General features: G+C 72.9%; 25 protein-coding genes. 3 read left to right on the plus strand and 22 right to left on the minus strand.

Features of this window, described 5'->3' with window-relative positions; genetic code table 11:
• Window positions 1-29: 29 nt before the first annotated feature.
• On the plus strand, window positions 30-851 hold the full coding sequence (locus tag ACGFRF_RS05365; RefSeq protein WP_393737267.1) for a class I SAM-dependent methyltransferase: 822 nt from the start codon (window positions 30-32) through the stop codon (window positions 849-851).
• A gap of 199 nt (window positions 852-1,050) precedes the next feature.
• On the opposite strand, the gene ACGFRF_RS05370 is transcribed toward ACGFRF_RS05365, so the two are convergent.
• The 13 genes from ACGFRF_RS05370 to ACGFRF_RS05430 form a co-directional block, all read right to left on the minus strand.
• Window positions 1,051-1,341 carry a gas vesicle protein K gene (locus ACGFRF_RS05370; protein WP_393737268.1) on the minus strand — a complete coding sequence of 97 codons (291 nt, stop codon included), beginning with the start codon at window positions 1,339-1,341 and terminating at the stop codon, window positions 1,051-1,053.
• Complete coding sequence (locus ACGFRF_RS05375) at window positions 1,338-1,526, minus strand: gas vesicle protein (RefSeq protein ID WP_393737269.1); 189 nt, start codon at window positions 1,524-1,526, stop codon at window positions 1,338-1,340. The genes ACGFRF_RS05370 and ACGFRF_RS05375 overlap by 4 nt, the downstream gene beginning before the upstream one ends.
• 13 nt (window positions 1,527-1,539) lie before the next feature.
• Window positions 1,540-2,292 (minus strand): GvpL/GvpF family gas vesicle protein, encoded by a 753-nt coding sequence (locus ACGFRF_RS05380; RefSeq protein WP_393737270.1) that lies wholly within the window; start codon window positions 2,290-2,292, stop codon window positions 1,540-1,542.
• Window positions 2,289-2,624 (minus strand): gas vesicle protein, encoded by a 336-nt coding sequence (locus tag ACGFRF_RS05385; RefSeq protein ID WP_393737271.1) that lies wholly within the window; start codon window positions 2,622-2,624, stop codon window positions 2,289-2,291. The genes ACGFRF_RS05380 and ACGFRF_RS05385 overlap by 4 nt, the downstream gene beginning before the upstream one ends.
• Window positions 2,621-3,892 carry an SRPBCC family protein gene (locus tag ACGFRF_RS05390; protein ID WP_393737272.1) on the minus strand — a complete coding sequence of 424 codons (1,272 nt, stop codon included), beginning with the start codon at window positions 3,890-3,892 and terminating at the stop codon, window positions 2,621-2,623. Before ACGFRF_RS05390 ends, ACGFRF_RS05385 begins: the two co-directional genes overlap by 4 nt.
• Complete coding sequence (locus ACGFRF_RS05395; protein WP_393737273.1) at window positions 3,889-4,515, minus strand: DNA primase; 627 nt, start codon at window positions 4,513-4,515, stop codon at window positions 3,889-3,891. Before ACGFRF_RS05395 ends, ACGFRF_RS05390 begins: the two co-directional genes overlap by 4 nt.
• Before the next feature lies 1 nt (window position 4,516).
• Window positions 4,517-4,774 carry a gas vesicle protein GvpG gene (locus ACGFRF_RS05400; protein ID WP_393737274.1) on the minus strand — a complete coding sequence of 86 codons (258 nt, stop codon included), beginning with the start codon at window positions 4,772-4,774 and terminating at the stop codon, window positions 4,517-4,519.
• A gap of 30 nt (window positions 4,775-4,804) precedes the next feature.
• Entirely contained in the window at window positions 4,805-5,575 is a 771-nt protein-coding gene (locus ACGFRF_RS05405) for a GvpL/GvpF family gas vesicle protein (RefSeq protein ID WP_393737275.1), read from the minus strand.
• Complete coding sequence (locus tag ACGFRF_RS05410; protein ID WP_393737276.1) at window positions 5,572-5,994, minus strand: gas vesicle structural protein GvpA; 423 nt, start codon at window positions 5,992-5,994, stop codon at window positions 5,572-5,574. Before ACGFRF_RS05410 ends, ACGFRF_RS05405 begins: the two co-directional genes overlap by 4 nt.
• Window positions 5,995-6,051: 57 nt before the next feature.
• The gene (locus tag ACGFRF_RS05415; protein WP_393737277.1) at window positions 6,052-6,432 is read right to left on the minus strand and encodes a gas vesicle protein; all 381 of its coding nucleotides are present in this window, start codon (window positions 6,430-6,432) and stop codon (window positions 6,052-6,054) included.
• Window positions 6,433-6,536: 104 nt separating this feature from the next.
• Window positions 6,537-7,502, minus strand: coding sequence for a non-homologous end-joining DNA ligase (gene ligD / locus ACGFRF_RS05420; protein WP_393737278.1), 966 nt, complete (start codon window positions 7,500-7,502; stop codon window positions 6,537-6,539).
• Complete coding sequence (locus ACGFRF_RS05425; RefSeq protein WP_393737279.1) at window positions 7,499-9,346, minus strand: transketolase; 1,848 nt, start codon at window positions 9,344-9,346, stop codon at window positions 7,499-7,501. The genes ligD and ACGFRF_RS05425 overlap by 4 nt, the downstream gene beginning before the upstream one ends.
• A 340-nt stretch (window positions 9,347-9,686) precedes the next feature.
• Window positions 9,687-11,090 (minus strand): NAD(P)/FAD-dependent oxidoreductase, encoded by a 1,404-nt coding sequence (locus tag ACGFRF_RS05430; protein WP_393737280.1) that lies wholly within the window; start codon window positions 11,088-11,090, stop codon window positions 9,687-9,689.
• A 213-nt stretch (window positions 11,091-11,303) separates the two neighbouring features.
• On the opposite strand from ACGFRF_RS05430, the gene ACGFRF_RS05435 reads away from it, so the two are divergent.
• The gene (locus tag ACGFRF_RS05435; protein ID WP_393737281.1) at window positions 11,304-12,260 is read left to right on the plus strand and encodes an LLM class F420-dependent oxidoreductase; all 957 of its coding nucleotides are present in this window, start codon (window positions 11,304-11,306) and stop codon (window positions 12,258-12,260) included.
• 186 nt (window positions 12,261-12,446) lie between these two features.
• Here ACGFRF_RS05435 and ACGFRF_RS05440 read toward each other — a convergent pair whose 3' ends face one another.
• Window positions 12,447-12,887 (minus strand): phage holin family protein, encoded by a 441-nt coding sequence (locus tag ACGFRF_RS05440; protein WP_393737282.1) that lies wholly within the window; start codon window positions 12,885-12,887, stop codon window positions 12,447-12,449.
• Between the two features lie 81 nt (window positions 12,888-12,968).
• Between ACGFRF_RS05440 and ACGFRF_RS05445 the strand changes: the two genes are divergently transcribed.
• Complete coding sequence (locus ACGFRF_RS05445) at window positions 12,969-13,370, plus strand: VOC family protein (RefSeq protein ID WP_393737283.1); 402 nt, start codon at window positions 12,969-12,971, stop codon at window positions 13,368-13,370.
• Here the strand turns inward: ACGFRF_RS05445 and ACGFRF_RS05450 are convergent.
• The 8 genes from ACGFRF_RS05450 to ACGFRF_RS05485 all read right to left on the minus strand — a co-directional run bounded on the left by ACGFRF_RS05450 (window position 13,337) and on the right by ACGFRF_RS05485 (window position 24,572).
• A complete protein-coding gene (locus tag ACGFRF_RS05450) occupies window positions 13,337-15,298 on the minus strand; it encodes a DUF5107 domain-containing protein (RefSeq protein ID WP_393737284.1) in 1,962 nt (653 codons plus the stop codon). The genes ACGFRF_RS05445 and ACGFRF_RS05450 overlap by 34 nt on opposite strands.
• Window positions 15,299-15,358: 60 nt before the next feature.
• Window positions 15,359-15,910 carry a GNAT family N-acetyltransferase gene (locus ACGFRF_RS05455; protein WP_393737285.1) on the minus strand — a complete coding sequence of 184 codons (552 nt, stop codon included), beginning with the start codon at window positions 15,908-15,910 and terminating at the stop codon, window positions 15,359-15,361.
• A 17-nt stretch (window positions 15,911-15,927) separates the two neighbouring features.
• Window positions 15,928-16,851, minus strand: coding sequence for an LD-carboxypeptidase (locus tag ACGFRF_RS05460; RefSeq protein ID WP_393737286.1), 924 nt, complete (start codon window positions 16,849-16,851; stop codon window positions 15,928-15,930).
• A complete protein-coding gene (locus ACGFRF_RS05465) occupies window positions 16,848-18,815 on the minus strand; it encodes a prolyl oligopeptidase family serine peptidase (protein ID WP_393737287.1) in 1,968 nt (655 codons plus the stop codon). Before ACGFRF_RS05465 ends, ACGFRF_RS05460 begins: the two co-directional genes overlap by 4 nt.
• Before the next feature lie 3 nt (window positions 18,816-18,818).
• Window positions 18,819-20,123: a M20/M25/M40 family metallo-hydrolase gene (locus ACGFRF_RS05470; protein ID WP_393737288.1), complete on the minus strand. Its 1,305-nt coding sequence runs from the start codon at window positions 20,121-20,123 to the stop codon at window positions 18,819-18,821.
• Window positions 20,116-20,949, minus strand: coding sequence for a M55 family metallopeptidase (locus ACGFRF_RS05475; RefSeq protein ID WP_393737289.1), 834 nt, complete (start codon window positions 20,947-20,949; stop codon window positions 20,116-20,118). The genes ACGFRF_RS05470 and ACGFRF_RS05475 overlap by 8 nt, the downstream gene beginning before the upstream one ends.
• 310 nt (window positions 20,950-21,259) lie before the next feature.
• Window positions 21,260-21,979 (minus strand): class I SAM-dependent methyltransferase, encoded by a 720-nt coding sequence (locus ACGFRF_RS05480; protein ID WP_393737290.1) that lies wholly within the window; start codon window positions 21,977-21,979, stop codon window positions 21,260-21,262.
• A gap of 145 nt (window positions 21,980-22,124) precedes the next feature.
• Window positions 22,125-24,572: a SpoIIE family protein phosphatase gene (locus tag ACGFRF_RS05485; protein WP_393737291.1), complete on the minus strand. Its 2,448-nt coding sequence runs from the start codon at window positions 24,570-24,572 to the stop codon at window positions 22,125-22,127.
• Window positions 24,573-24,689 lie beyond the last annotated feature (117 nt).

Below are 24,689 nucleotides of genomic sequence, written 5' to 3' on the forward strand. Positions count from 1 at the left end.
GGGCCGGTACGACCGGAAGGGGTACAGCCATGCCGAAAGCGCAGGAGACCGCCGTCTACACGCACGGGCACCACGAGTCGGTGCTGCGTTCGCACACCTGGCGCACCGCCGCCAACTCCGCGGCCTACCTGCTCGGCTCGCTCAAGCCCCACATGAGGATCCTGGACATCGGCTGCGGCCCCGGGACCATCACCGCCGACCTGGCGGAGCTGGTCCCGGAGGGCCGTGTCACCGGCGTCGACCGGGCGCCGGGAATCCTGGAGCAGGCCCGCGCCACCGCCGCCGCCCGCGGCCTGGACAACGTCGATTTCTCGGTCGCGGACGTCCACGCCCTGGACTTCCCGGACGACACCTTCTGCATGGTCCACGCCCACCAGGTCCTCCAGCACGTCGGTGATCCGGTGCAGGCGCTGCGCGAGATGCGCCGGGTGACCAAGCCGGGCGGGTTCATCGCGGTACGCGACGCGGACTACGCGGCGATGACCTGGTACCCGGTGCTGCCGGGCCTGGCCGACTGGCTGGACCTGTACGAGCGGGTGAGCCGGGCCAACGGCGGTGAGCCCGACGCGGGGCGCCGGCTGAAGGCATGGGCGCTGGCCGCCGGGCTCAGGGACGTCACGGCCACCTCCAGCACCTGGACGTTCGCCTCGCCCGAGGAGCGGGTCTGGTGGAGCGGGCTGTGGGCGGACCGCACCCTCGCCTCCGCCTACGCCGACCGGGCCACCCGGGGCGGTCACGCGACGACGGAGGAACTGCGGGCGGTGTCGGAGGCGTGGCGGGAGTGGGGCCGGCGGGAGGACGGCTGGTTCGCGGTCCTGCACGGGGAGATCCTGTGCCGTAAGGAAGCCTGACCCGGGAAGCCCGCGCCAGGCGACCTGATCCGAGATCGGGGTGAGAAGGCCTGTCCCGGGAATCCCGCACCAGGCGGCCTGATCCGGAAATCGGAGCAGAAGGGCTGGACCGGGAATCCCCCACCAGAGGGCCTGGCCCGCGAAGTCCGCGTCAGAAGCCTGGTCCGCGAAGTCCGGCAAGCCCGGTCCCGCGCCCGGTTCATTCGCGGGGAAGCAGCGGTCCGAGCGGTCCGAGGTCCAGATTCAGGTCCTCGGGCCGCAGGCCGTACCGGTCTCTGAGTTCGGCCATCCGGTCCTCCAGCAGCATCAGGGTGAGCCCGATGCGCTCTTCCTGCTCCTCGGTCAGATCGCCGGTGTCGAAGCGGCGCACCGCCTGCCGTTCCATCAGCTGACGCAGCAGTTCCACGACGGTCAGGACGAGTTTCACCAGGTCGCGCTCGACGGTGTCGGGTTCGAGGTCGAGCCGTCCCCGGGGGCTGCGCGCGCTCATGTCGGCTCCTCGAAGGGCGAGGGGACCTGCTCGTTGACGGAGCTGATCAGCGCGTTCAGGTCGATACGGACGAGGTCGACGTCCGCGATGCGCAGCGTGAGGTCCCCGGTGATGACGACTCCGCCCGCCAGCAGCCGGTCGAGCAGGTCGACGAGTGCGATCTCGCGTCGTTCCACGACGGTCACCGTTGCGCCCCCCTCATGATTCCTCTCCCGTGAACGAGTAGGCGGCCCAGGGACCGGTGAGTTCCACGCGGATCCCGGGGGCCTCGTCCTTCGTCCGGTCGACCAGTTCCACGAATTCCTCGGAATGCGCCCGGGGCACCAGATAGGCCCCGTTGAGTATGTTCTGGCCCGGCGTCGTGGCCAGCGCGGCATTCTGCGGGGCGTGCAGCCGGGAATCCTCGGCGAGCCGCGAGAGCCGCTCGTGCAGGGTGTGCGCGAATTTCTCGGCCCGCTGCCATTTCTCCTCGTGGGCGTGGCTGCTCTCGCGGCGCCGGCGCAGGTAGTCCCGCCCGCTGGCCGGCTTCGCCGCCGCGGGGGCGGGTTCGGGCTCGGGCTCCAGGTACACCTTCACGCCCCACTCCACCCGGCCGTCCAGCCGGTCCAGGGTGCGCCGGAAGTCGTCCTCCCGGGCCTCGATCATGGTGCGGACGCCGCTGTCGTCCCGGAAGACGGTCGCGAGCCGGAGCGGCAGCGGGGTGGTGACCGTGGTGAGGGCGTCGATCACGCCCTGGTGGGCGCGGGCCGTCGCGGCCAGCCAGTCCAGGTCCTCCAGGTGGGCCTTGAGGGCGCTCTCGCAGAAGTCGGCCTCCGGGACGGTGCTGACGACCGCCACCAGACCGTGGTGGTGCAGCAGCGCCGGCGGGGCGCCCGCGATGCCGGTGAGCTGGGACTGCAGGGGCGTCCCGAAGGGGCGGCAGACGGCGTAGACGTACCGCAGTCCGGTCATGGTGCCTCCTTCGGCGCACGGCGGGGTTCCAACTCCTCCAGCCGGGCCAGTCGTTCCCTCAGCTCGGCGTTCTCCCGGGTCAGCTCGTCCCGGCGGGCCCGGGAGGAGAGCGCCGGGTCGCTCTCCCACCAGTCGATCCCCATCTCCTTGGCCTTGTCGACCGAGGCCACGATGAGCCTCAGCTTGACGGTCAGCAGCTCGATGTCGAGCAGGTTGATCCGGATGTCACCCGCGATGACGACACCCTTGTCGAGCACGCGCTCCAGGATGTCGGCAAGGTTGGCCCCCGAGCTCTGGCCGTAGGGCTCGGGGAACCGGCTGGGCATCGTCATCGACGGCTCCCGCGCTCGGCGTACTCGGGTTCCTCTTCCTCCTCGTACGCCTCCTCCTCGGGCTCCTCACCCTCCTCCTCTTCTTCCTCGCCCTCGTACGGGCCTTCTTCCTCGCCCTCGTACTCCTCGGGCTCGCCCTCTTCCTCTTCCTCTTCCTCGGGCTCGCCCTCTTCCTCACCCCGGTGCTCCTCGGGCTCGCCCTCTTCCTCTTCCTCCTCCTCTTCCTCGGGCTCGCCCTCTTCCTCACCCCGGTGCTCCTCGGGCTCGCCCTCTTCCTCTTCCTCCTCCTCTTCCTCGCCCTGGTCCTCGGCCTCGTCCTGCGGGGCCTCGCCTTCCTGGTCCTCGTCCTCGGGTGCTCCGGCCTCCTGCTTCTGCTCCTCCTCCTCGGCCACGGCGTCCTCGTGGCTGCGGACCACCTCGCCGTCGCGGATCTCACCGCGCCAGCCGTCCTCCGCCTCGCCCTTCATGGTGATGAAGCGGACGAAGTGCTTCAGGTCCAGCCTGGCCCGGCGGCCCTGGGCGCGCCAGATGTTGCCGGTCTTCTCGAACAGCCCGCTCGGGTAGTACTCCATGACCAGCAGGACCCGGGTGAGGTTCTCCCCCAGCTCGTGGAAGGTGACGACACCCTTGACGCTGCCCTTCGCACCCTCCGACGTCCACTGGATGCGGTAGTCGGGGATCTGCTCGGTGGTGTGCGCCTTCCAGCTGCGGCTGGACCAGAAGATCTTCGCCTGCCAGTCCGAGTCGGTGTCGCTGGCCCGGCTGGCGCTCTTGACGCCCTTGGCGAAGGCGGAGAAGTCCTTGTACTGGGTCCACTGGTCGTAGGCGGTGCGCACCGGCACGCCGACGTCGACGGACTCCATGATCACGGTGGGCTTGTTGCCCCCGCCGCTCTTTCTCTTCCCCTTGCCGCCCCCGAGGTTCTTCAGCGCACCCATCACGTTCTCCTTGGCGCGGGAGGCGCCCAGCTCCAGGGCGGAGCGCAGCGGGCCCTTGCCCTCGGCGAGCTTGCGTCCGCCGTCGAGCGCGAGCTTGGCGAAGCCCGGGCTCTTGCCCTCCGCGATGTCGTTGAGCTTGCCGGTGGTCTCACCGAGCTTGCGGCCGAGGCCGGTCAGCGCTCGCTGGGCCTGCGCGGAGAGGTACTCCTGGGCCTCCGCCTTGAGCCGGTCGGCGGCCTCGCTGTGGGCGAGGTCCGTCAGCGGGTTGTTCTTGGCCGCCCCCGTGGCCTTGCCTGCCGCGGAGGTGGCGGATCCGAGGGTCTCGGTCATCGGTCATCGCCGCCCTTCGACTGCCGGGACGTGGCGCCCCGGGCGCCGCCGGCTCCGGCCGTCTTCCTCGCGGCCGTCCGGGCCGCTCCGGTCTTCTTGCCCGCCGTCTTCTTCGCGGGAGCCGTCTTCTTCGCCGCGGCCTTCTTGGCGGAAGCCTGCTTCGACGCGGCCTTCTTGGCCGGCTTCTCGGCGCGCGCCCCGTCCTCCCGGTCCTTGCGGTCGGCGTCCTCCCGCCCGGTGGGCTCTTCCGCGGACTCCTCGTCCGTGTCCTCCTCGTCCTGCTCCCCGGCGGAGCCGGTGGGCAGCGTTCCGGAGAGCTGGTCGCGCACCTGGGCGGTGCGGCCGTGCAGCCGGTCGGCGAGCGTGCCCATCTGCCGCTCGACCATCGCGCCGGTGGCGGCCTTTCCGACGCCCTGCAGGTCCTGGCGCAACTGGTCGCCGATCTCCTTGAACTGCGGATTGTTCTTCAGCTGCTGCTGCGCCAGCTCAGCGAGCGCCCGCGGGCCGAGGTTCAGCTTCTTCCCGGCGACCAGGGAACCGACGGCGAGCGCCATCTTCAGCTTCTTGGTGCGTCCGAGGAAATATCCGGCCCCTACGGCGAGGCCCAGTGCCGTTCGGTTCATCTCACGTCCCGTTGCCTGTGGTGTCGCCGGAGCGCAGAGTGGTCTCCAGCCGGTCGAGCAGTTCGTCCTCGCGGCGGTCGAACTCCTCCTCAGTGATCTCGCCCGCCTCCAGCTGCTCTTCGAGGCGGGCGAGTTCGGCCCGTACGGTGGCGGGGTCGTAGTAGATCCGTTCCGCCTCGCGGAGCACCTGTCTGATGGCCCACGCGCTACCGCGCACTGGGGCGAACGGCAGCATCAGCACTTCGCCGATCAGTCCCACGGTGTTCTCCTTCCGTTCGGGCCGGGGGCGCTATTGCGCGCCGGCGTCCGCACCGGCCGTGCTGCTCGCGGGAGCGGCGGGGCCGGGCTCGACGAAGCTGTACGGTGGCAGCGGCCCGTTGACCCGCAGGTCCAGGTGCGCGTGGCTCTTGCGGACCTGCTCGACGGCGGCCAGGAAGCGCTCGGCCGTGTCCCGCGGGACCAGGAACGACACGTTCACCAGCCAGCCGGTGGACTCGGGACCCACGCTGACCGCGGCGGCGGCCGGTGCCAGCAGGCCCTGCACCTCGTTCGCGTCCTCGGCCTCCTTGGCCTTGACGGCTGCGGCGACCATCTCGCCGAGGCGGATCTTGTCGTCGTAGCTGCCACCGCCGGAGCGGCGGTTGGCCTCGGCGAGGGTGCGCACCTCCGCGTTCTCGGCCATCACGAGGTGGAGGACGGCGTCCTCGACGTGGGTGGCCTTGATGTTGTACTCGACCTTGCCGTCCAGCTCCCGCAGCCGCTCCTTGTAGTGCTCCGCACGCTCGGTGAGCACCTGGGTGACGGAGTCGTCGTCGGGGGCGACGCTGCCGAAGCGCATGGGCAGGATGCAGCCGGCCGCGCCGGCCTCGGCGAGCACGTTCTGGTGCGCGAGCAGGTCCCTGCGCTTGGGCCGCAGGTCCTCGGGGGCGTCACTGACCACGGCGGCCAGTTCACCGGCCGTGAGGATCCGCACCGGGCGGGGCGGCTCGCCCACGCCGGTCATGCCCTCGGGCAGCGCGGGGTGCGACCGTGCGGTGATCCCGTAGACGTAGCTGCTCACTCCTGCTCCTCCTTCCGGCGGGCCGCGGTCTTGCGGGGACGCTGCCTGGACTCGGCCTCGGTTTCGCCGCGGGCCTGCTTGAAGGCGTCGGATATGGTCTCCGCGGCACCGGACAGCGCGCCCTTGGACTTGCCGCGGGCACCGGACTCGGTGACCTCTCCGACGATCTCGGGCAGCCCCGGGCTCTTGCGGGGTCCGGCCTCCAGGTCGAGGCGGTTACAGGCTTCGGCGAACCGCAGGTAGGTGTCGACGCTGGCCACCACGACCCGGACGTCGATCTTCAGGATCTCGATGCCGACCAGGGAGACACGCACGAACGCATCGATCACGAGTCCCCTGTCCAGGACCAGCTCAAGTACGTCGTAGAGGCCGCTGCTGCCGCCTCCGCCTCCGGTCTGCTGTGCCGGAACTACAGTCATGCCGGCGATTCCTCCTCGTGCGTAGTCGGTGTGCGCGGGTGGGGCCCGGGCGGTGGCCTAACGGCCACCGCCGCGCGGGTCGGCCCTGCCGCGTTCGTAGCGGCGGACGCGCCGGTAGCCGGTGAGTTCTCCGTCCGGGTCGAGTTCGACCTGGTAGCTGGCCATCAGGCTCATCGTGTCGGGCACCCTCGCCAGTTCGAGGACCTCGACCTCCAGCGACCAGCCGTCCTCCGTCTGCTCGAACGAGGACACCGAATCCGGTGTGAGACCGGTGAGTTCGGCGAGCTGGGCGCGGGCCTGGCGCAGCACCTCCATGGGGCTCGGACGGTGGTCGTCCGCCGCGTGCTTGTCTGTGTTCTTCTGTGTTTCCCGTGAGTCATGGGAATGTCGTGACTCACGTGAACTCTGGGACTGGGATGTGTTCTCTGTGTTCGACATGGCCACCTCTCCCTGCGTGTGGCCCTCACATGCTTGGCCAAACCTTCACGAGCGGACGCGTCCCACAGATCTGCCGTCCTTCCTGGTCGGAAGGGGTACGTGTGTCAGCCATCCAGTGCCGCGAGACGACGCCGGGCGGGCTCCAGGGACCGGCCGCGACCCGACAGGCCGGCCCAGGGGTCCGTGCGCGCCTGGTCCACGGCGTCGGCGATGGTCCAGCGGCGCGCATCCACCCCCGGGTCGTCCAGCTGCTCCCAGGTGAGGGGCACGGCGACGGGTGCGCCGGGGCGGGCGCGGACGGTGTAGGGGGCCACGGCGGTCTGTGCGTAGCCGTTGCGCTGCACGTCGAGGTAGAGGCGGCCGGCCCGCTCGTTCTTGCGGGCGGCGGTGGTGAGCCGGTCCGGGTGCCGGGACGCCGCCGACTCGGCCACCGCGTGGGCGAATCGGCGTACCTCGTCGAAGTCGTGGCGGCCGTCGAGCGGGACGACGAGGTGCAGTCCGCGCGAACCGGTGGTCATGGGGGCGGCGGGCAGGCTCAGTTCGTCCAGCAGCTCCCGCAACCATCCGGCGGCCTCGCGGACTTGGGTGAACTCGTCCCCGGGCGTCCCCCCGGGCCCCTCCGGCACGGGGGAAGGATCGAGGTCGAAGACGAGCCGGTCGGGGTGGCCGGGGCCGCCGGCGCGGTCGGTGCGCGACATCCAGCGGTGCAGGGTGAGGCAGGCCTGGTCGGCGAGGTAGAGGAGGGTGGCGGTGTCGTCGCACACGACGTGCGTGACCGTGCCGCCCTCCTTGGCGACCTCCACGCGGGTGATCCAGTCCGGATAGTGCTCCGGGGTGTTCTTCTGCATGAACCGCGGCCCGTCGAGGCCGTCCGGATACCTCTCCAGCATCAGCGGACGGCCCCGCAGGTGCGGCAGCAGGTACGGCGCGACGGACCGGTAGTAGTCGGCGAGATCGCCCTTGGTGTACTCCTTGGCGCCGGCGCCGCCCGGGAAGAGCACCTTGCCGGGCCGCTGGATCTCCACCGTGCGGCGGCCCGCCCGTATCGCCCGCGCGTCGCCCCGGCTCATCGCACGACCGCCTCCTCCACCAGCAGCTTGGCTGCCGTCGCGATGCCCACCGCGTCGATGCCGGCCGCGTGCAGCTGCTCGTCGGGCGCCGCCGACCCCGGCATGGTGCGCACCGCGAGCCGCACCAGGCGGGGCACGGGCCGGCCGTCGCCGAAGGCCTCCGCGACGGCGTCCCCGAGGCCGCCCTCCGCGTGGTGGTCCTCGACGGTGAGCAGGCAGCCGGTCTCCTCGGCGGCCCGGTGCAGGGTCTCGACGTCGACGGGCTTGACGGAGTACAGATCGACGACCCGTACCCGGATGCCGTCCTCGGCGAGCCGGTCGGCGGCCGCCAGCGCCTCGGGCACGGTCACCCCGGCGGCCACGACGGTCAGCCGGTCGTCCTCGCAGGAGCGCAGCGTCTTGCTGCCGCCCACCGGGAACTCCTCGTCGGGGCCGTAGATCACCGGAGTCTTCCCGCGGGACGTGCGCAGGTAGCGGATGCCGTCGAGGCCTGCCATGGCCGCGACCAGCTTGGCGGTCTGGTTGGCGTCGCACGGGTAGAGCACGGTCGAGCCGTACACGGACCGGAACATCGCCAGGTCCTCCAGGCCCATCTGCGAGGGCCCGTCCTGTCCGATGGCGACCCCGGCGTGCGAGCCGACCAGGTTGAGTCCGGAGCCGCTGATGGACGCCATGCGCACGAAGTCGTAGGCGCGGCTGAAGAACGCGGCGAACGTGGAGGCGTACGGCACCCACCCGCGCGCGGCCATGCCGACGGCCGCGGCGACGAGCTGCTGCTCGGCGATGTAGCACTCGAAGAACCGGTCGGGGTGGGCCTTGGCGAACTCCTCGGTCCGGGTGGAGTCGCCGACCTCGCCGTCCAGGGCGACGACGTCACCGCGGGCGCTGCCGAGCGCGGCGAGGGCCTTGCCGAAGGCGTCCCGGGTGGCGGCCTCGTCCCCCTGGTCGTAGCGCGGGAGCCGGAGGGCCTCGGTGGTGACCGAGCGCAGCGCGGCGGCGGCCGGGGGCTCGCTGACGCGGACGTGCAGCCGGCGCGGTCCGCCGAGCTCGGCGACGGCCTCCTCGGCCTCGGGCAGCGGCTTGCCGTGCAGTCCCTCGCGGTCCTCGACGGCGGCGACACCCTTGCCCTTCAGGGTGCGGGCGAGGATCACGGTGGGCTGCCCGCTGGTGGAGAGCGCCTCCCCGTACGCCCGGTCGATCTTGTCGACGTCGTGCCCGTCGATCTCGACGGTGTGCCAGCCGAAGGCCTGGAAGCGGCGGGCGTAGGCGTCGAGGTCGTGGCCGTGCCGGGTGGGGCCGCGCTGCCCGAGCCGGTTGACGTCGACGATCACGATCAGGTTGTCCAGGTTCTCGTACCCGGCGTGTTCGGCGGCCTCCCACACCGAGCCCTCCGCCAGCTCGCTGTCGCCGCACAGCACCCACACCCGGTACCCGGTGCGGTCCAGCCGCTTTCCGGCGAGGGCGATGCCGACCCCGACCGGCAGGCCCTGGCCGAGGGAGCCGGTGGCCGTCTCCACCCAGGGCAGGCGCCGGGGCGTCGGGTGTCCCTCGAGCCGGCTGCCGAGCTTGCGGAACGTGAGCAGCTCGCCGTCCTCGATGGCGCCGGCCGCCTTGTAGGCGGCGTACAGCAGCGGCGAGGCGTGTCCCTTGGACAGCACGAAGCGGTCGTTGGCGGGGTGTTCGGGGCGTTCGAAGTCGTAGCGCAGATGGTTCGCCAGCAGGACGGCCATCAGATCGGCCGCGGACATCGAGGACGTGGGATGCCCGGACTCCGCGGCGGCGGCCGCCCGTACGCTGTCCACGCGCAGCTGCTGTCCCAGGTCGGCGAGTTCGGCGGTGTTCATGAGTCTCCTAGGTCTCCTTGCGCAGAGTGGGGTGAAGGGCGGCGGTCCGCGGGATCAGGAGGGTCGCTGCGCCTGACGGGGCCGGGCGCGGGATGCCCGGGGGCGGGGCGTTCCGGCCTGCCCCGGGCGGACTCTTCGCCCGGCTGCCTCTTCGCGGGCTCGCCGCCCGGCTGGTTCTTCGCGGGCTCGCCGCCCGGCTGGTTCTTCGCCGGTTCGCCGCCCGGCTGGTTCCGCGCGGGTTCCCGGCCGGGCTGGTCGCTCGCGGCGCCCGCGTCCCGCCGGTTCGGTTGCCTCTGGTCCGGTTGCCTCTGATTCGGGTGCTTCTGGTTCGGCTGCTTCGTCATGGGTTCGCCTCCTTCCCGTCGGGACCGGCATCGGACGCCGGGGGCGCCCCGGGGGCCGCGCCCGTGCCCGCTCCCTCCCCCACCCGGCCGGGGCCGCCCGGTACCCGCGCCAGCTCCGGGGAGGCCGTGTCCAGGGGTACCGACCACGCCCGTACGAGACCCAACTGGACGCCCTGGCGCGGCAGGACGGCGTCCAGCAGCCAGTCGGCGGCGACCCGCACCCGGTTGCCGGGCAGCGCGGCCAGGTGGTAGCCACGGGTGACCACCCCGGCCGCCGGACCGGACAGTGGGATGCCGAGCGGGTTGGCGGCGGCCCGTACCCCGCCCAGGTCGACGGCGAAACCGAGATCGCGGTGGCGGTACGGGCGCCGGCGCCGGCCGAGGCCGAGCGAGGCGGCCACGTTCTCCCCGGCCACCCGGCCCTGCCGCCAGGCGTGCTGGGCCGTCATCGCGGTGAACTCCCCGGGACGCCGCAGGTCGGGTACGGCGGCCGCGTCCCCGCAGGCGAACACCTGCGAGCGGCCCGGCAGCCGCAGGAACGGGTCGACGATCAGCCGCCCCCGCTCCAGCGGCTGCCCGACTCCCTCCACCAGCGGATCGGGCCGTACGCCCACGCACCACACCAGGGTCCGGGAGGTGACGAACTCCCCGTCGGTGAGCAGCACCCCGTCGTGGGTGGCCTCCTTCACCGAGGTCCCCATCCGCACATCCACGCCGCGGGCCCGCAGCACCCGGTCGGCCGTGCGGGACAGCCGCTCGTCCATCTCCGGCAGCACACGCGGCGCCACGTCCAGCAGGATCCAGCGGGGGCGCAGGCCGCCCGGCAGCGGGCTCCGGCGGACCAGCCGGTCGGTGAACATCTGCAGGTGAGAGGCCACCTCGGTGCCGGTGTAACCGGCGCCGACGACGACGAAGGTGCACCGGGCGGCCCTCGTCCCCGGGTCGTCGTCCGCCGCGGCGAGCTCCACCTGCCGGGTCACGTGGTCGCGCAGGTACAGCGCCTCGGGCAGCCCGCGGAACCCGTGCGCGTGCTCGGCGACGCCGGGAATGGGCAGCAGCTTGTTGACGCTGCCCACGGCCAGCACCAGCCGGTCGTAGCGGAGGGTGCCCGGGCCGCCCTCGGGGTCGGTGTAGTGGACGGTGCGGCCGTCGAGGTCGACCCGATCGGCCTCGCCGAGCACCAGCCGGACCCCGCGCAGGGTGCCGGGCAGCGACACGGTGACCCTGCGGGCCTCGAGGACACCGGCGGCCACCTGGGGCAGCAGGGGCAGGTACAGGAAGTAGTCGGTCGGGTTCAGCAAGGTGACGTCGGCCTGGTTCCGGGTGAGGCGGGCCAGGGTGCGGGCAGCCCGGTACCCGGCGAAACCGGCGCCGACGATCACGACGTGGGGTCGGCTCACGGTGCGCCTCCGGCGGTGTTCGTCCGAGGCTTTCCGCGTAACCGGGGCCGGGGCACCCAAACGCCGGGCGGGTCACCCGTACGCCGGGCCCAGCACCCGAACGCCGCGGGCTCGACGCACCGCCCGGAGCGGCGTTTCGCCCGGTCGCCCCCCGGTAACCCGGCCCGCGACCGGATCACACGGACCCAGCGGCCCCGCGCGGAGGTGCCTGCCATGCCCGAGTACGGCTATTTCCTGGCGAGCGAGGAGCACGATCCCGCCTCCCTGATCGAACAGGCCCGGATGGCCGAGCAGGCCGGATTCCAGGCGCTGTGGATCTCCGATCACTACCACCCGTGGAACGACGCGCAGGGCCAGAGCGCCTTCGTGTGGTCGGTGATCGGCGCGCTGTCGGAGGCGGTGTCCCTGCCCATCGAGACGGCGGTGACCTGCCCGACCGTGCGGATGCACCCGGCGGTGGTGGCGCAGGCCGCGGCGACGAGCGCGGTGATGACCGGGGGCCGCTTCCGGCTCGGCGTCGGCACCGGCGAGGCGCTGAACGAGCACATCCTGGGCGACCGGTGGCCGCCGCTGCACGTGCGCCTGGAGATGCTGGAGGAGGCGATCCAGGTGATGCGCCGGCTGTTCACCGGCGAGGAGGTCAACCACCACGGCACGCACTACACCGTGGAGAACGCCCGCCTCTACACCGTGCCGGACGAGCCGGTGCCGATCGACATCTCCGGCTTCGGCCCCAAGGCCACGGCGCTCGCCGCCCGCGTGGGCGACGGCTACATCACGATGATGCCGGAGGAGGAGATGGTCACCCGCTTCCGCAAGGGCGGCGGCGGAGCCAAGCTGGTCAGCGGCGGCACGAAGGTCTGTTACGGCACCGACCGCGACGAGTGCGTCCGTACGGTGCACAAGCTCTGGTACAACGAGCTGCTGCCCGGCGAGATGGGCCAGGTGCTGCCCTCGCCACGCCATTTCGAGCAGCTGCACGAGCTGGTCACGGAGGACATGGTGCGGGAGAAGTCGGTGTGCGGGGACGACGTGGACGAGCATGTCTCGGCGCTGCGGGCGTTCGCCGACGCGGGGTTCGACCGGGTGTACGTGAATCAGATCGGGGCGGATCAGCGCGGGTTCTTCGACTTCTACCGCACGAAGGTGCTGCCGCAGCTCGCCGGATGAGGGGCCGGCGGCTTCCGACGCGTCGTCGGGTGCGGGCGCTGTGCGGCTGGTCGAGCGGTCCCCGCGCCCCCCGGGTCGGTTGCCGCCGGCGTCGGCCGGAAGGAACCCGGGCGCCGCGTACGCGCGATCGCCCCGGCCGCGCCGCTGCGTGGCCGGGGCAGGGGTGGTGCGGACGTCTCCCGGTCGTCAGGCCCTGTGGTGGGGGACGTCCGGGTCGATGTCCGGGCGGGGCGGGGCTCCGGAGGGCATCGGCGGATACGGCATGCCGAGTCCGCTCGGCGGGGCGCCCGGCGCGGTGCCGCCGACGACGTGCGCCGGAGGCGACGGACGGCTGTGCCTGGGGTGGGCGGCGCCGCGCAGCACATAGGCCACCGTGCCGAGGATCGCCGCCGTGATCAGTGCGGCCGCCCAGCCGGGCAGGCCGATGGCCAGGGCGAGGCCCACGGCGAGCGCCACCGCGCCGCCCGCGTAGAGGGCGGCGGCACCGGAGGCGGCGTAGAGCATCGCGGTGCGGCGCTGCTTGCGGCTCTGCTCACGCAGTTCGTCGCGTACCGTCTCGCGTGCCACCTGTGCCAGCTCTTCGACGAGGTGCTTGTCCAGATGTTCCAGGTGATCCAAACGGTCCATACCGTGCGGGTACCCGCCGGACACAGCGGGTAACGCCGGGGCCGCTGCGCCACCGGGTGCGTCCCAACTAGGCTCGGCCGTATGGAGATTCTGGGCGCCTCGCTGCGCATCTGCGTCGACGACCTCGAAGCCGCGATCCCCTTCTACGAACGTCTGGCGGGCGGCAGAGCGCTGCGCTTCGACCGCGGCGGGGTCCGGGTCGCCGCGATCGGCTCCTTCCTGCTGATGAGCGGCCCGGAGCCGGAACTGGAGATCCTGCGCAAGGTGACGGCGACGATCGCCGTGAAGGACGTGGACGAGGCCCACCGGCTGCTGACCGAGCTGGGCGCCCGGATCGTCGCGGGGCCGGTGCCGACACCGGTGGGCCGCAATCTGCTCGCGATGCATCCGGACGGGTCGGTGTTCGAGTACGTGGACCAGCGCGGCCGAGGCGGAAGCGCCGGGAGTGCTCAGACCGCGTCCGGTCGCATCCGGAAGTCGTAGCGGGCCGGCAGGGGCCCGTCGCCGAGGCGGGCCCACAGCCGGCCGATCACGTCCGCGCCCTCTCTGAGGTCGGCGACCTCGAAGCCCTCGTCGAAGACGGCCCTCGCCCGCGCGGCATGGCCCTCGGCGAGCAGCAGCTCGGCCTGCAGCAACCGGAACCTTCCGCGCTGCCGGACGGCGGGCAGCAGCCGGTCCCACACGGCCCGTGCCTGCGCCGTGCGCCCGACGCGGAGCAGCGCTTGGAGGCTCTCCCGGCCGAGCGCCGCCACGGCGGCCGTCCAGGTGGCGCCGTCGTCCCTGCGTTCGCGGCACAGGTCGTCGAAGGCGTCCGCGTACCGTTCGGCGGCCCGCTCGTGGTGGCCGGCCTCCTGGTCGGCGACGGCCAGGCAGCGCAGCAGCGGCCACTGGGAGGGCGCGAGCGGGAGGGCGCGTTCCCAGCTGCGGACCGCCTGCGCGCGGTCACCGGCGTGCCACTGGGCGACACCGAGGTGGTACTCGGTGTGCGGGGTGGCCGGCGCGGTCTCCAGCATGTCCCGCCAGTGCGGGGCGACCAGGGTCTCACCGGGCGGCCGTACCCGGCGCGGCTCGGGCAGGGAGCCGGTGCGCAGCAGCTCCCGCCACGGCGCCTGCTCCTCGCCGAGGGTGGACTCGGGAAACGGCGTACCCGGCAGCTTCCAGTCGGCGCGCAGGACCTCCAGCGCTCCCCAGCCGGAGCCGACGGCCAGGGTCTCGCCGGGTTCGGTGTCGGCGCTCGGTCGCCAGGCGGTGTACGCCTCCTCGACGCGGGCCCGGGGCAGTGCCGACTCCAGCCGCTCCTCGGCGCCCCGGACGGCCTGGGCCCATGCGCCGTCGGGCGGCGCGTCGAGCGGGCCGTACGCCTCCAGCCAGGACACTTCGCTCTCCGGTTCCAGCCGGACGTGCTCGAGCTGGGTGCGGGCGAGCCCGGCCTGGATCTCGCAGTAGCCGCCGGTGCCGGGCTCGGTCAGCCACTCCTGCCAGCGGCGGCCGCCGGGCCCGCTGCCCCACACGAAGAGCTTGCGGCCGCGCAGCACGTCGGTGGAGGTCTGCGCCAGCCCGTGCCCGTCCGCGTCCAGCGCGGCGACCCAGCGCCGGCGGCCGTCGGGGACCTCGTAGAAGTAGTCGGCGGCGCAGGGGCTGCCCAGCGGGTAGCTGCGGTCGGTGCCGTCGTACGACGGGACGGGCACCCGGCGCAGCCGGCGTTCGTAGCCGAAGAGCCAGGCCTCCTCGGCAGGGGCGAGGATCCGGCGGTCCTCGGGTACGGCGGTGTTGGACCACCAGTAGGTGGGCACGGGCCGTTCGTGCGGGTTGCGGATCCGGACGCCGACGTAGAGGAAGTCGGAGCCCTCCGGCAGCCACAGGTCGACCTGGAAGGGCAGGTCGCGCAGCCGCTCCCACTCCCACAGACGCAGCATCTCGCCGCCGTCCGGGGCGGGGACGCGGGCGGCGTGCAGCGGGGCGCAGGAGAGGGTGGTGTGGCCGGTGGCGCCGATGTTCCATTCGATGCCACCGGAGTACCAGGCGCCGTTGAGGGCGAAGTTCGCGGGCTGGAACACCGGGTTGCGGTAGAGGAGTTCGCGTCCGGTGGGCAGGTGGAGCAGGGAGGCGATCCGGCCGCCGAGGCCGGGCAGGACGGTGGCGCGCAGCCGGTCGTTCTCGATCACCAGCGCGTCGAGGGAGCGGGGTTCGCGGGTCCTGCCGTAGCCGTCACGGATCCGTACCGGCAGCAGGCTGTGCAGCGGCTCCCAGCCGAGTTGCCGGGCCATGTCCCTCGGCAGTTCACCCCGGTCCCGGTCGTCGATGCGGTGGACCTCGTCGAGCGGGCGCAGTGGGGGCAGGGGGTTGTCGGGCCCCAACGGCGCGGCGGGCAGCGTCAGTACCTCACGTCGGATCCTCGTCACGACGACCATGGAACCCGCCGTCGCGGGACTCGGCCAGGGGAGCTGCCGGTCAGGATTACGCAAAGGCGCTCAGCCGCCGGGCCTCATCTCGGTGGTGAGCGCCCAGCGTTCGTGGTCGCGCCAGGCTCCGTCGACGTGGATCATGTTCGGTGAGAAGCCCTCCAACCGGAATCCGGCGCCCCGGGCGAGGGCGATGGAGGCGGTGTTCCCGGGCTGTGCGTTGATCTCCAGCCGGTGCAGCCCCAGCGGTCCGAACGCGTAGCCGATCACCAGGTCCAGGCCCTCGCGCATCAGCCCGCGTCCGGCGGCGTGCGCGAAGGCTCCGTAACCGAGGGCGCCGCACTGGAAGCCGCCCCGGACGATGTTGTTGATGTTGATGAACCCGGCGATGTCCCCGCTGTCCTTCTCGCACACCAGGAAGCCGGCCTTGGCCGGGTCCTCGATCAGCCGGCCCGCGTAGGCGGCGTAGGCCTCTTCGGTGTCCGGCGGGAACAGCCACGGCCGGTGCAGGTCCTTGCTCTCCCGGGCCCGCGCGGTGAACTCGGGGCCGTCCCCGGCGGTGAAGTGACGGATGGCCACGCGGGGGCCTTCGGCGAGGTAGGGAGCGGGGGTGTGCGGCATCCGGTCAGCCTACGGCGTCAGCGCAGCGCCGGCTGGTCGAGGGTCAGCGTGGCGGTGCCGGCGTCGAGTTCGGCCGCGACCCCGAAGGGGATCGTGAGCGCGCCCGCGCAGTGGCCGAACCCGAAGTCCTCCACCACCGGAACGCCGAGCGCGCCGAGCCGGTCGGCCAGCAGGGGGCGCACCTCGGCGTAGTCGCCGCAGCTCTCCCAGGAGCCGAGCAGCACACCGCGCACGCCGTCGAACCAGCCCGCGCGCAGCAGCTGGGTGAAATAGCGGTCGAGCCGGTACGTCTCCTCGCCCACGTCCTCCAGGCACAGCAGTCCGCCGCTCGCCGAGGCACGGGCGTGCGGGGTGCCGCGTTCCGCTGCGAGCAGGCTCAGACAGCCGCCGAGGGTGACGCCCCGGGCCCGGCCGGTCACCAGCGGTGTACCGCCGGAGGCGATGGTGCGGACCGTTTCGGGGGCGAACAGCGTGGCCCGCAGGTGCTCCTGGGCCCGCGCGTTCTTGACGAAGTCGATGCCGGCCGCCATCGGCCCGTGGAGCGTGGCGAGCCCCAGGCGGGTGGCGAAGGCCTCGTGCAGGACGGTGATGTCGCTGAAGCCGACGAACACCTTCGGCCCGGCCGCCCGCATCGCCTCCCAGTCGAGCAGGTCGACCATGCGCTGCACCCCGTACCCGCCACGGGCGCACAGCACCGCGTCCACGGCAGGGTCGCACCAGGCGTTCTGCAGGTCGGCGGCACGGTCGGCGTCCGTACCGGCCAGATAGCCGAACTCGCCGTGCCGGTCCAGGACATGGGGCCCGGCCACCGGGTCGAGGTCCCAGCCGCGCAGCACGTCGAGCCCCGCCTGCAGCCGTTCCTCGGGCACCGGCCCGCTGGGGGCGACGACCGCCACCCGCGCCCCGGGGGCCAGCCGGGCCGGGCGCACCAGTTCCTTCACGTGCCCAACTCCACCTTCGGGATCTCCGGCGTCGGGCTCAGTCCGAACACCTGGGCGTACAGGGACAGCTCCGCCTCCAGGGCGCGGATCATCGTCTCGGCCCGCCGGAACCCGTGCCCCTCCCCCGCGAAGGTGAGGTAGGCGTGCGGCACACCCCGGCCCTCGATCCGGGCGAGGAAGCGTTCGCACTGGGCGGGCGGGCAGATGACGTCGTCCAGACCCTGGAGCAGCAGGAAGGGCACGGTGAGCCGGTCGGCGTGGGCGGTCGGCGACCGCTCGGCGTACCGGGCCGGCACCTCGTCACGGGGCCCGATCAGCGACTCCAGGTAGCGGGACTCGAAGTCGTGGGTCTCCCCCGGGCCCCAGGTGGCCAGGTCCAGGACCGGGTAGATGATCGTGCCGCAGGCGTAGAGGTCGGTCGTGGTCAGCGAGGCGGCGGTGGTCCAGCCGCCCGCGCTGCCGCCCCGGATCGCGAGCCGGGCGGGGTCCGCGGTGCCCTCGTCGGCGAGGGCACGGGCGACGGCCGCGCAGTCCTCGACATCGACCACGCCCCACTGCTCGCGCAGCCGCTCCCGGTAGGCGCGGCCGTATCCGGTGGAGCCGCCGTAGTTGACCTCCACGACGCCGATGCCCCGGGAGGTGAAGTAGGCGATCTCCAGGTCCAGCACGAGCGGCACCCGGCTGGTGGGGCCACCGTGCGCCCAGATGACGTACGGCGGCAGTTCGCCGTCGGCCGCGGTCCGCCCGGGGTGGTGCGGCGGGTAGACGTGGGCGTGCACCTCGCGGCCGTCGGGGCCGGTGAAGACCCGTATCTGCGGTTCGGGGTAGTAGGAGGGATCGACGGGGTCGTGGTGCCGGGCGCCGATCGCCCGGGCGCGTCCGCCGCGGGTGTCCAGCTCGACCACCTCGCAGGCGGTGCGCGGGCCGGCGCCGACCGCGACGACCCGTTCGCCGTGCACCGCGAGCGTGGACGCGAACTCGGTCCAGGGCCCGACGGCGTCGACGACCTCGCCGGACTCCGGGTCCAGTATCCCGAGCGCGGTCGCCCCCCGGCCGTGGACGACCGCGATGAGCCCGTTGTCCAGCGGCGCGAACCAGGTCAGGCCCAGCTTCCACAGCGGGCCGGCGAACTCCTCCTCACGCGGGCACAGCGGGGTGCCGTCCCGGTACAGGTTCCACCAGCCGCTGCGGTCGCTCGCGTACACGAGCCGGCCGTCCGCGGACCATTCGGCCTGTGCGACGGCCTCGTCCGGTCCGCCCGCCACCGTGTGGACCGTGTGCAGTGTGCCGTCGGCACCGACCTCGCCGACGAGCAGCTCGGTACCGTCCCACGGCATCCGCGGATGGTCCCAGGCGAGCCAGGCGGCCCGGCGGCCGTCGGGCGAGAGCCGGGCGCCGGTGACGAACCGGTGCCGGCCGCCGGTGAGTTCGCGCACGGCGGCACGGTCCTCGGCGGCCGAGCCGTCCAGCGGTACGGCGGCCAGGACGCGCCGCACGTCGTCCGGCCCGTCCCCGGTGAACTCCTCCAGCACGCACCACACCTCACCGCGGGCGAGGTCCACCTGCGGCTCCGCCCAGCGCAGTCCGCCGCCCACCGGCGAGAGCGGGGTCAGCGGGCGCGGCTCGCCACCGGGCTCGTACCGGTACAGCCGCTGGTCGGCGAAGTGCGTGAACACCACCAGGGGCCCGCCGTCCCGCACCACCCCGGTCCAGGGCCGGCCGCCGTACTCGATGACCCGGTTGCGTACGTTCCACGGCTCCGGCAGCACCGACTCCTCGGTGCCGGCGGCCGTCCGGCGCACCAGCGCCCGCCGCCCGCCCTCGGCGGGCCGTGGCTCGGTCCACCACACCTCGTCCCCGACGAATCCCACCCACTCCGGTCGCCCGTCGTGCGCGGCGGCCAGCGCCGCGTCGATGGGCGACGGCCAGGAACCGTATGCCGACTTCAGCACCTCGTCCCCCATCGTCTAGGCCGTCCGCAGGAAGCGGTCGAGCACCCGCACGCCGAAGTGCAGGGCCTCCACCGGCACGCGCTCGTCCACGCCGTGGAACAGCGCCTGGTAGTCGAGTCCCTCGGGCAGCTTCAGCGGGGCAAAACCGTACCCCGTGATGCCTAGCCGGGAGAACTGCTTGGCGTCCGTGCCGCCGGACATGCAGTACGGCACCACGTGCCCGTCGGGCGCGAACTCCTCGACGGCGGCCCGCATCCTCGCGTACGTCGGCGAGTCGACCGGCGCCTGCAGGGCCACCTCTCGGTGCTCGAACTCCCAGGTCACGTCCGGGCCGGTCAGCTGGTCGAGGGTGGCGCGGAACTCTTCCTCGGCCCCTGCCAGATAGCGTCCGTCGATGAAGGCGACCGCCTCCCCGGGGATCACGTTCAGCTTGTAGCCGGCGTCCAGCATGGTCGGGTTCGTACTGTTGCGGACGGTCGCCTCGACCAGCTTGGCGGCCGGGCCGAGCTTCTCCAGCAGCCGGTCGACGTCGCTGAGGTCGGCGTCGATGCCGTACAGGGCGGCGAGTTCGGTGAGCGCGGCCCGCACGGTCGGGGTGAGCCGGAGCGGCCACTCGTGCTCGCCGATGCGGGTGACGGCCGCGGCGAGGCGGGTCACCGCGTTCTCCTTGTTCACCTTGGAGCCGTGCCCGGCCCGGCCGCGCGCGGTGAGCTTCAGCCAGCCGGTGCCCCGCTCCCCCGCGGCGATCGGGTAGATCTGCCGGCCGGCGCCGTCGTGGAAGGTGAAGGCGCCGGACTCGCTGATGCCCTCGGTGCAGCCCTCGAACAGCTCCGGGTGCCGGTCGGCGAGGAAGCCGGAGCCGTCCTCGGCGCTGGCCTCCTCGTCGGCGGTGAACGCGATGACGAGGTCCCGGCGGGGCCGTACGCCCTGCCGGGCCCAGGACCGGACGACCGCCAGGATCATCGCGTCCATGTTCTTCATGTCGACGGCGCCCCGCCCCCACACGACTCCGTCCCGGACCTCGCCGGAGAACGGGTGCACGCTCCAGTCGTCGGCCTCGGCGGGCACCACGTCGAGATGGCCGTGCACCAGCAGCGCGTCGGCGGACGGGTCGGTGCCCTCGATCCGGGCGACGACGTTGGTCCGGCCCGGTGTCCGCTCCAGCAGCAGCGGGTCGAGGCCCGCCCCGGCCAGCCGCTCGGCCGCGTACTCGGCGGCGGGCCGCTCCCGGCAGTCCCCGCCGCCCCGGTTGGTGGTGTCGATCCGGATCAGGCCGGAGGTGAACTCCACGACCTCGTCCAGGGCCTGCTGGTCAGCCATACTGCTCCTCCACGGCGGCAGAGACGATCGTGGTGACCGCCTTGAACGTTCTGATCCCCTCGTACATGCCGGCGCTGGTGTAGGCCACCTTGCGCTCCCCGATCCGCGCGACCCCGGGGACGACGGTCGCGGCCATCGCCAGATGCTCGGCATCGAACTCCACGGCGACCGTGAACGGCCCCGCCTGCACGGGCTCGTGTCGGACGGCCAGCTGTGCGGCCTCCTTGGCGGCGGCGCGGATGTCGGCCGCGGTGCGGGCCGGGGTGCGGCAGACGGCCGCGTACCGCGACACATGGTCCTTGACGGCGACCTTCAGTGCCTCCGGGGCGTACCCGAGCGCGTCCTCGCAGGCCAGGTCGTCACCGGTGACGAGCACGACGGGAACGCCGTACTCGGCGACGACGTGCGCGTTGAGCAGACCCTCGCTGGCGCGGACGTCGTTCACCCAGACCCCGGTGATCTGGTTGGCGAGGTAGGTGTGGGCGAGGACGCCCTCCATGCCGGCGCCCGCGTGGTAGCCGATGAACGCGATGCCGTCGACGTCGCCGTGCTGCACGCCCTCCACCATGGACAGCGCCTTGTGCCGCCCGGTGAGCATCTCGGCCCGATCGTCGAGCCGCTCCAGCAGCAGATTGCGCATGGTCCAGTGGGCCTCGTTGACGAGCACCTGGTCGGCGCCGCCGTCGAAAAAGCCCTCCACGGCGGCGTTCACGTCGGAGGTGAACATCGACCGGCACCGCTCCCACTGCGGCGTTCCCGGCAGCACGTCGGCCGGCCAGGTCACGCCCGTGGCCCCCTCCATGTCGGCACTGATGAGGATCTTCATGCTGCGTCACGTTACGCGTCGAGGAGCGGACAGGCTACGACCCCGCCCCTTGCGAAACGGACCGCTACCGGCCGCTCTCCCGCCGGACCCGGATCTCGAAGTGCCCGCGCCCGGCGACGTGCGGTACGGCAGGCAGCCGGTGAGCGGTGGCGACCGGCGCAGCGCATGTCCTGGCGCACGGCCTCCTCGGCCGGGGCGGGCCGCCCCAGCAGGATCACGGCGAGCAGCGCGTTTTCCGGTGACGCCGGCGGGGCGGGTGGCTGTGGTCGCCGCCCCGCCCCGCGCGCCGGTGCGCGGCCTCAGGCTCCGGTCACCTCCCGGCCAGGACGAACCAGCGCGCCGGCAGGTCGATGCGGGTGCCGTCCGTCAGGTACTCGGTCTGCGGCAGGGCCGTCTCGCCGTCGGCGAGGATCTTCAGGCCCGCCTGGGCGAACAGGCGCGGGATCTCCTCGTCGTCGGCGTCGGCGGGCTTGAGCCCGTGGTGGAAGACACGCTGGAGCTTGGGCCCCGGGCCGCCCGGCTCGGACGCGGCACGCTTGAGCACGTCCCGGGAGCCGGAGGTGAGTTCGACGACGAACGCCCGGCCCTCGGTGCCGAGGATCTCGGCGACGGCGGCGGCCACGGCGGGGCGGGCGGCCGGTTCGCTCTGGTGGATGACGGCCCGCATGTAGACGTTGCTGTCGCCGAGCCGGTCGTGCAGGGCGCGTACGGCCTGGGTGTCGGTGAGGTCGAGCTGCTGGAACTCCACGGTGTCGCCGTTCTTGGCGCGGCGGGCGTGCTCGACGGCGGCGTGCGAGAGGTCGACGCCGACGGCGCGGGAGAACCGGGTCGCGAGGTAGCGGGTCTGGGTGCCGTTGCCGCAGCCGAGGTCGACGATGGTGCGGGCCGGGTCCGCGTACGGCAGGAGCAGTTCGCTGTGCGGTTCGGCGGTCAGGGAGGCGTCGGAGTCCCAGATCGCCTCACCCGGGGCGTCGGAGGTCTCGCTCCAGTAACTCTCCCAGGCGCTGCGGTAGTTGTCCGAGACGTTCATGCGATCTCCCCACGGTCGGTTCCGTGATCGGGATATCGCGACGGCGCCGGGTTCGGCAAGGGGCGGGCGGCCACCTTCACGAGACGTACGGGCGCCCGGCCGTGCCGGGACGCGCACAGGAAGGTTGCACGCCCCCTGTTCGGTGCTATCCGGTGATGGCCTGCTCGAACCAGACGGTCTTGCGGTGTCCGGCGGCGCCGGCGCCCCACTCCCGGGCGAGCCGGCTGACCACGCGCAGTCCGCGGCCCGACTCGTCGGAGGGGCCGGCGCTGACCATGACGGGCAGGGCGGGTTCGTCGTCGGTGACCTCGAACAGCAGGGCGTCGGTGCGGACCACGCGCAGTCCGATCCGGTCGCTCCCGGCGTGCCGGACGGCGTTGGTGACGACCTCGCTGACCAGCAGTTCAGCCGTTTCCACCGCCTGGGGCAGGCCCCACTTCAGGAGCCGTTCGCGGACCAGGCGGCGGGCCCGGGCCACCTCGCGCGGGTCGGCGTCGAGCCGCCATTCGGCGACGTGCTCGTCGGGGATGCCGTTGAGCCGGGCCATGAGGAGGGCGACGTCGTCCTTGCGGCCGCCGCGTGTGTTGAGGGCCCGGATGATGGTGTCGCAGGCGTCGTCCATCGAGGCCGCGGGGTGCGCGGCCGATTCGCAGAGCGCGGCCAGGCCCTCGCCGATGTCGGAGCCGCGCACCTCGACCAGACCGTCGGTGCACAGCACCAGCCGGTCGCCGGGCGCGACCTTGACGCGGACGGCCTCGAAGGGGACACCGCCGACGCCTATGGGGGCGCCGGTGGGCAGGTCGAGCAGCTCGCTGCTGCCGTCCTCGGCGCGCACCAGGACCGGCGGGATGTGTCCGGCGTTGACGAGGGTCAGCTCGCCGCGGATCGGGTCGTAGACCGCGTACAGGCAGGTGGCGAGGTAGTTGTCGCCGAGCCTGCGGGCCAGGTCGTCGAGGTTGCGCAGCAGCTGGTCGGGCGGGGTCTGCATGGCGGCCATGGTCTGCACCGCGGTGCGCAGCTGTCCCATCATCGCGGCCGAGTTGAGGCCGTGGCCCATGACGTCGCCGACCACCAGGGCGGTGCGCGAGCCGGGCAGTTTGATGGCGTCGAACCAGTCGCCGCCGATCCGGCCGAGCCGGGTGCCGGGCAGATAGCGGGTGGCGATGTCGCACCCGGCCATCCGCGGGGTCACCTGCGGCAGCATGCTGTCCTGGAGGGTGTCGGCGACGTTCTCCTGGTAGGTGTACATGCGGGCGTTGTCCAGCACGAGGCCCGCGCGGGCGGCGAGTTCGGCGCCGGTGGTGCGGTCCATGTCGTCGAACGCCGGGCGGTCGGGGCGGCGCATCAGCACCATGAAGCCGAGGACGACGTTGCGCGCCTTGAGCGGGACGATCAGCAGGGAACGGCCGCCGATGAGCGGCCTGAGGTCGCGCTTCTCGAACTCGCCGGAGATGCGCTCGGACAGCTCCTGGGTGACCCTCGGGACGAGGACCGGTTCACCGGTGACCATGCACTGGTAGAACGGGGTGTGTTCGGGGAACGCGAAGGCCTCGCCGACGGGCACGGTGTCGTCCCAGCGGCCCGGTTCGTCGTTGTGCTCGACCCACACGCGGAACATCACGGTGCTGGCGTCCGGCGGGCCGTCGGGGAAGCCCTCGCCTGCCAGCACCGCGGCGCGCAGGTGGGTGCCGGCGAAGTCGGCGAACCGGGGGACCGCGGCGCTGGTGACCTCGCGGATGGTCTCGCCGAGGTCGAGGGAGGAGCCGATGCGGGAGCTGACCTCGTTGAGGAACTCGAGCCGTTCGCGTACGGCGGCGTACTCGAGGTCCTGTTCGGCGCCGGCCGGGACCAGGGCGGCCGGCGCCCGCTCCTGCGGTACGACGGCCTCGGTGCGCATGCGTCCCGGGCGGCGCGGCACACCCCAGTACGGGGTCACGGGCACCCGGTCGAACTGGCTGAACTCCAGGACGGGGTAGCCCAGTTCGAGGATCTGGGAGACGATGCGGCCGCTGAGCCCCGGGCCCATGCTGGGCAGGATCTCGGGCAGGCGCCGTTCCAGTTCGTCGGAGGCGGGCAGTTCGGTGTGGCGGGCGAAGCCGGGCGAGATGCGTTCGGCGGTCTCGTCGTCGTAGCCGCGCTCGTCGCGCAGCAGGGTGGCGTCGGCGGCCAGCACGAGCAGCCGGGAGGGGCCGGGGCCGATGAGCGGGTAGGCCCACCAGAGCACGTCGAGCCGCTCGCCGTCCGGCTCCTGCCGGTGCGGGAAGATGCGGGCGCGGCCGGCCGTGGCGTAGGCGCTGTGACCGCCGAGCGAGGACTCCAGGTCGGGGCCGAGTCCGTCGTACCCCTCGTAGGCGTCCGGCATCGGGTCGCCGCTCAGGTCCTCGGGGAGGGCGCCGGAGACCGGCAGCAGGTCCGCCGCGGGACGCCCGACGGCATTCTCCCGGCCCACGCCGAACAGCCGCCGCGCGCCACTGCTCCAGTGGGACACCAGGCCGGCGCGGTCGACGACGACCACGGCCAGCGGAATCCGGCCCGCCGCGGTGTCGCCGGCACCGCGCCCGGGAGCTGTGTCCCGCTCGCTGCCACGGTCCATGGCCAGGCCCTCTCTCCCCATGGCTGTTCGCAAACGATCTGTGCCGCCGCCACTACGGTACGGCTGCGGCCGGTGGCGATGTGGGGCAATCCTGGAATTGATTTCACCTCATCGCCC

The organism is Streptomyces sp. NPDC048521, from assembly GCF_043199855.1.
In the GTDB taxonomy this organism is placed as follows: domain Bacteria; phylum Actinomycetota; class Actinomycetes; order Streptomycetales; family Streptomycetaceae; genus Streptomyces.

Bases quoted from the DNA above. Each gene is read 5' to 3' on its own strand.
- ACGFRF_RS05475 (WP_393737289.1), bottom strand. From the start codon at position 20,949: ATGAAGATCCTCATCAGTGCCGACATGGAGGGGGCCACGGGCGTGACC.
- ACGFRF_RS05435 (WP_393737281.1), top strand. From the start codon at position 11,304: ATGCCCGAGTACGGCTATTTCCTGGCGAGCGAGGAGCACGATCCCGCC.
- ACGFRF_RS05415 (WP_393737277.1), bottom strand. From the start codon at position 6,432: ATGTCGAACACAGAGAACACATCCCAGTCCCAGAGTTCACGTGAGTCA.
- ACGFRF_RS05440 (WP_393737282.1), bottom strand. From the start codon at position 12,887: ATGGACCGTTTGGATCACCTGGAACATCTGGACAAGCACCTCGTCGAA.
- ACGFRF_RS05390 (WP_393737272.1), bottom strand. From the start codon at position 3,892: ATGACCGAGACCCTCGGATCCGCCACCTCCGCGGCAGGCAAGGCCACG.
- ACGFRF_RS05485 (WP_393737291.1), bottom strand. From the start codon at position 24,572: ATGGACCGTGGCAGCGAGCGGGACACAGCTCCCGGGCGCGGTGCCGGC.
- ACGFRF_RS05450 (WP_393737284.1), bottom strand. From the start codon at position 15,298: ATGGTCGTCGTGACGAGGATCCGACGTGAGGTACTGACGCTGCCCGCC.
- ACGFRF_RS05395 (WP_393737273.1), bottom strand. From the start codon at position 4,515: ATGAACCGAACGGCACTGGGCCTCGCCGTAGGGGCCGGATATTTCCTC.
- ACGFRF_RS05470 (WP_393737288.1), bottom strand. From the start codon at position 20,123: ATGGCTGACCAGCAGGCCCTGGACGAGGTCGTGGAGTTCACCTCCGGC.
- ACGFRF_RS05365 (WP_393737267.1), top strand. From the start codon at position 30: ATGCCGAAAGCGCAGGAGACCGCCGTCTACACGCACGGGCACCACGAG.
- ACGFRF_RS05385 (WP_393737271.1), bottom strand. From the start codon at position 2,624: ATGACGATGCCCAGCCGGTTCCCCGAGCCCTACGGCCAGAGCTCGGGG.
- ACGFRF_RS05455 (WP_393737285.1), bottom strand. From the start codon at position 15,910: ATGCCGCACACCCCCGCTCCCTACCTCGCCGAAGGCCCCCGCGTGGCC.
- ACGFRF_RS05480 (WP_393737290.1), bottom strand. From the start codon at position 21,979: ATGAACGTCTCGGACAACTACCGCAGCGCCTGGGAGAGTTACTGGAGC.
- ACGFRF_RS05465 (WP_393737287.1), bottom strand. From the start codon at position 18,815: ATGGGGGACGAGGTGCTGAAGTCGGCATACGGTTCCTGGCCGTCGCCC.
- ACGFRF_RS05380 (WP_393737270.1), bottom strand. From the start codon at position 2,292: ATGACCGGACTGCGGTACGTCTACGCCGTCTGCCGCCCCTTCGGGACG.
- ACGFRF_RS05445 (WP_393737283.1), top strand. From the start codon at position 12,969: ATGGAGATTCTGGGCGCCTCGCTGCGCATCTGCGTCGACGACCTCGAA.
- ACGFRF_RS05410 (WP_393737276.1), bottom strand. From the start codon at position 5,994: ATGACTGTAGTTCCGGCACAGCAGACCGGAGGCGGAGGCGGCAGCAGC.
- ligD (WP_393737278.1), bottom strand. From the start codon at position 7,502: ATGAGCCGGGGCGACGCGCGGGCGATACGGGCGGGCCGCCGCACGGTG.
- ACGFRF_RS05370 (WP_393737268.1), bottom strand. From the start codon at position 1,341: ATGAGCGCGCGCAGCCCCCGGGGACGGCTCGACCTCGAACCCGACACC.
- ACGFRF_RS05425 (WP_393737279.1), bottom strand. From the start codon at position 9,346: ATGAACACCGCCGAACTCGCCGACCTGGGACAGCAGCTGCGCGTGGAC.